The organism is Roseofilum sp. Guam (assembly GCF_017746735.1).
In the GTDB taxonomy this organism is placed as follows: domain Bacteria; phylum Cyanobacteriota; class Cyanobacteriia; order Cyanobacteriales; family Desertifilaceae; genus Roseofilum; species Roseofilum reptotaenium.
This window is the reverse complement of sequence record NZ_JAGHZN010000118.1, coordinates 1-4,333: the sequence shown is the minus strand read 5'-3', so window position 1 is coordinate 4,333 and position 4,333 is coordinate 1. Positions and strand designations below refer to the sequence as shown.

The window sequence follows — 4,333 nt, the reverse complement described above, 5'->3', positions numbered from 1 at the left end:
TTATTTCTACTGACATATCTACGGTTGACTTTCATCTATTTCCTCTCTAGTATGACAGTTCGAGGAGTCTTTGTTCCTCCTTTTTTGGTCAGCTTCAATACTCACTGACCTGGCTCGAACTGTTGTACTACATTTTGTCGTCCGGAATGTGGGTTTCTCCCATCACTCTCTGCACGGTTCACCGAGCTAAGGGGCTGGAGAGCGATCGCGTTTTTATCATTAAGCCTAATGCTATGCCGATGCGCTGGCGCAAACAATTGGAATGGCAAAAGGAGCAGGAGAATAATTTGCTCTATGTGGCTCTCACACGGGCTAAACGGAGCCTGTTCATTGTGGGGGAGATAAATTGGGCTGAACGGTTGTCTGGTGAGAGGATTAGCGATATCGAAAACCAAGAGGATGAAGAGGAACTAGATTGGGAGGGTTGGCTGGAAGAACAAGCACACCAAGAGTGGCATGAATCATATTTTTGTGAGCAAGAGGAGATGGACGGTTAGTTAGTAGAGACCTTCACGAAAGCTAGATAAAAGGAGGAAAGAGATGATAGAACTAATCCATGATTTTATGATTGCCCGCTATTTTGCGAAACGTCTCTGGTCGGGAGATAGAACTGTCTTTTGGGACATGCATGGTTGGATATCACGGGAAGGGTCAGACCCAATTATCGACGGCGTGATAACTTTTGGCTTGATTTCCTAAAGCTCGTTCGTTCGCTGTAGTCATGTTTTTGGGATAAATCGTGAAAATAGGGGCAACCCTTTCTCCAGTAGCTCAATGGTAGAGCGATCGACTGTTAACCGATAGGATGTTGGTTCGAGCCCAATCTGGGGAGTTCTTTTGTGCTACAACCTCAATCACCTGTAGTACCATTACCCTTTTCTGTCCTATCTCCTCCTCTGGTGGTAGAGTGGTTTTAGGCAGATTTTAGGCAAAGGTATTGAACCCCTTCTGAGGGTGAGAGTCGCTCTCTACCTAGGATTATTTCAGACGGAGAGAGAGGGATTTGAACCCGACCTACTTCTTAGGGCTAACGCCATTTGAGTAGCTAGAAGCTTTCTGTCACATATGTTTCACACTTTGAACCTTGAAAATGTGTGAAAAGTGTGTGAAACATGGACACCTACAAGTATTTCCACTCTAACCAAATTGACCCATCCAAATTGGTAGACCATGAGCTAGTGAGGGCTTACCTCAAAGCTTGCCAGAAGAGTACCCCCAAGGGCGTTCGGATTACCCAAGTCCGGGGACGACTCTTTCTCCGATTCAAAACAGCTACCAGGTCAGGCAACTCTGACAATAGCTGTAATGAATCCTTTACTCGTGATGGTTGCGTCAATGCTCTGGCTAAGGCGATCGCCGTTTCGGACAAACTCAAGACCCTTGAGTCAGAGTCCGAATTCTGGGAATGGTACGAGTCAGAAATCAAAGGGACTAAAACCCTGGTTGATGATTGCCTAACTATTGGCGATGCCATTGAGATTGTGAAGAAAAACTATCTTTCAGGCTATGACAAGTGCGGTAGGGACAGGAGTGAGGAAAAATCTCAGGTTAATACCCTAGCTAATTACCAGCTAACCTACGGAAACCATCACCAGAGACTTAATCCTAAGCTTAAACTTAATGGTGAAAATCTCATCTCTGAAATCATGAAGCATTGGGGAGAATTACACCGTAAGAAGACCAAGGGATTCAAGAACGCCTACACCGCTTGTTGTAAGCTTCTCAGGGATTGCAAGTTACCTCAAGAACTTGACAAAGTTACTAACCATTTTGGAGTCATCAAAGTAGTTAGTAAAACCAAGCAACAAACCATTGATATTGAGTCTTTTATAGACTTTAGGGATAGAGTTCTAGGACTCAATGGGTATCTGTTAACCAAAAAGCAGCAAGAAGCTTTAGGTAATCGTAGGTCATGGTTTAAGGCATTCAGTTTTAACCTGCTCTATGGTTTTCGTGCTTCTGAATTCAAAGCCATTCTCAATCTTGATAAACCCGTCAAGAGAGGGGATAGGGTTTTCCTGGCACTCTATGACCCAGAAAACACAGAGAATATTGCAGTTTTGGGCGATGGGTTTTGGATAACTGACACCAGTGGTAAACGCCACTGGATAACCATTAAAACTGGAAAACGAATATCAGCGCCAATGATTCACCCAAATTACCCTAGTTTGATTGAATTATTAGACATTAAAAATCCATCGGTTCCAATGCCTGAATGTATCCCCAAATCTGACAGTGACCCAAAGACTTTTAAGAATGCCTATACTCGTAGAATGGGGCTAAGGTTATCCGACTATATCAAGCAAGTAGGCGGTCAAGGTTTCACCCAAACTCATGCCCTACGCCATCTGGCAAATTACCATGGCACAATTGCTGGTTTGACGACCAAACAACGGTCATGGTCTTTAGGACATTCTGACAACATGAATGACTCTTATTATGGACACCTTTCTGTTAGCTCTGAAGTAGAACTAATGACCTCTGACATTAGCGGTAATCAGAAAGTTAGGGAACTTGAATCAGAACTCACCCAAGCTCAGGAGACCATTAAATCCCTAGAGGAAACCATTCTCTTCCTGAAGAAGGAGAACGCCAGGCTCAATGAACTTTTAGGAGGTAACGACGACCTTCCCAGAATTGGCTAAGGTTGGCTAGAATGGAAGCAAATATCTGAGAAGAAAGAGCGTTTTCTCCTAGCCTCCAATTACTAAAAGACCCCATTATGGGGTCTTTTTTTTTGGTAATCTTAGTGAAGGGAATAGCCGGAATAATATTATTGGTTCCACATTCCCCAAGCTAAGTGAGGTTCATCTCCTGGAAAAGCTAAGGCAAGAATCTCTTCTTTATCCATTGCTCTCCAGTTCTCTGGGCTAATTGTTGCTGCATAGGACTCGTAGAATATACGGCGCTTCTCGTCAATGGTAAGAGGGGTTTCGCCGAAAGCATCTCGGAAGAAGTCCCCAAGAGCCATAATGGTCAGGGAAGATTGAAGAGCCAAGGCTTCTTTCTTGCCTTTGGAAGCTGCATACACAATCACCAGACTGAAATCATTGAGTGAGATGGTCTTCACTTTGGAAGCACCCGCTCTACCGCTCCTCCCAATAGACACCTCTAACTGAAGGGCTGTGAAACCAATTCCCTGTAAAGCTTTTAAGGTTTTTCCATCCCTTCTGAAGGCCTGTGGAAGCCAATCTTTAGTGAAACCGACAGCCGAACTTACTCCCTCTAATCCAACACGAAACTCACCATCAGGCATCCTGTATCCATCAATCTCTAATCCATCAAAGAAACGAACAGTTGCCCTCTCTGCTTGAGTAATGACTTTGGCGAATTCTTCTGATAATTTCATAGTCTTTTCTTCACTTAATGACTACATAACACTATTATAGTTAAGCAAAACTGATTATTGGACATCTTATTGATTAGTAAAAGCTATTGATATTCCAGTTTGAAATGGGTGAAGTTATACTATTTATTCCGTTACCAAACTACCCGAATAAATGTAGACTAATCAGCTCGTTCCATCCGTCAAGGGTTCCCTATCGGCTCATACTTCGCCCCTGACTACTGTCACTTGAGCTGATATTATTTCTCTTATTCGGGTAGCTGGCAGGGGGATTTTCTGTGAGAAGAAAGCAAAAAAAACTTTATATATCTCTCTCTTCTCTCATCCCTCCTGCATACTCCTAAGATTACGACGTAAATTTACGTCGTGACTTCAAGAATATGAGAAGCCCTAGTCCTTTACCTCTCTCTCTTCCAAGAGTTCACCCTCCATTTACCTAATCAGAGTAAGAGGAAGAGTAATAAATCAGAGAATAGCAAACTATATTTACAACTCAGTTTAATAAAAAAGTTAAATTATTTTATTCATTAGTGTTATTAACGAAAGAATAGCTCAATCGTTAATATAATATTTTTATTAATTTTAATTAATTTAATTAATAATAGCGATAGCGTTCTTCTTCCCCACAGACAATCCCTCTGTAAGAACCCGTTCTTCTAATCGAAGGTAAAACCTCCTCAAACACCCACTTCTGGAAAGGAATGGCTAGGGGACTCTTGGAGTGAGTGATGAGGTGATAGAGTCCTGGCTCAAATAATGTCACCATTGATTGCATACCTCCAGGGGTCTGTACTGAGCGCAGACCCTTCCATTCACTACGAACACTCTTGGCATAAGCGGTTCTATTTTTGTGGTCAGAACCAGGATAAAGAACAGCAACAATATCAGCAGCTACCCACTCTGGAACCTCAGCAGTACCAACAGCGTTGCTTCAATAAAATCGCTGATTGCTCTTATCAACAGATTGCGGCTGCCAAAGATAAACCG

General features: G+C 42.7%; 4 protein-coding genes and 1 tRNA gene. 3 read left to right on the top strand and 2 right to left on the bottom strand.

What is annotated here, in order from left to right; all coding sequences use genetic code 11:
• Nucleotides 1–146 precede the first annotated feature (146 nt).
• From J7529_RS24430 to J7529_RS24420, 3 genes are all read left to right on the top strand, one after another.
• Nucleotides 147–497 (top strand): 3'-5' exonuclease, encoded by a 351-nt coding sequence (locus J7529_RS24430; RefSeq protein WP_318731147.1) that lies wholly within the window; start codon nucleotides 147–149, stop codon nucleotides 495–497.
• Between the two features lie 263 nt (nucleotides 498–760).
• A tRNA-Asn gene (locus J7529_RS24425) sits at nucleotides 761–832 on the top strand.
• Nucleotides 833–1,112: 280 nt separating this feature from the next.
• On the top strand, nucleotides 1,113–2,645 hold the full coding sequence (locus J7529_RS24420) for a hypothetical protein (RefSeq protein WP_318731146.1): 1,533 nt from the start codon (nucleotides 1,113–1,115) through the stop codon (nucleotides 2,643–2,645).
• Nucleotides 2,646–2,773: 128 nt separating this feature from the next.
• Here J7529_RS24420 and J7529_RS24415 read toward each other — a convergent pair whose 3' ends face one another.
• Nucleotides 2,774–3,349: a hypothetical protein gene (locus J7529_RS24415; RefSeq protein ID WP_318731145.1), complete on the bottom strand. Its 576-nt coding sequence runs from the start codon at nucleotides 3,347–3,349 to the stop codon at nucleotides 2,774–2,776.
• Between the two features lie 592 nt (nucleotides 3,350–3,941).
• Nucleotides 3,942–4,229 (bottom strand): Bro-N domain-containing protein, encoded by a 288-nt coding sequence (locus J7529_RS24410; protein ID WP_318731148.1) that lies wholly within the window; start codon nucleotides 4,227–4,229, stop codon nucleotides 3,942–3,944.
• Nucleotides 4,230–4,333: the final 104 nt, after the last annotated feature.

Coding starts and splice junctions, on each gene's coding strand:
- J7529_RS24430 (WP_318731147.1), top strand. CDS start 147: ATGTGGGTTTCTCCCATCACTCTCTGCACGGTTCACCGAGCTAAGGGG.
- J7529_RS24415 (WP_318731145.1), bottom strand. CDS start 3,349: ATGAAATTATCAGAAGAATTCGCCAAAGTCATTACTCAAGCAGAGAGG.
- J7529_RS24420 (WP_318731146.1), top strand. CDS start 1,113: ATGGACACCTACAAGTATTTCCACTCTAACCAAATTGACCCATCCAAA.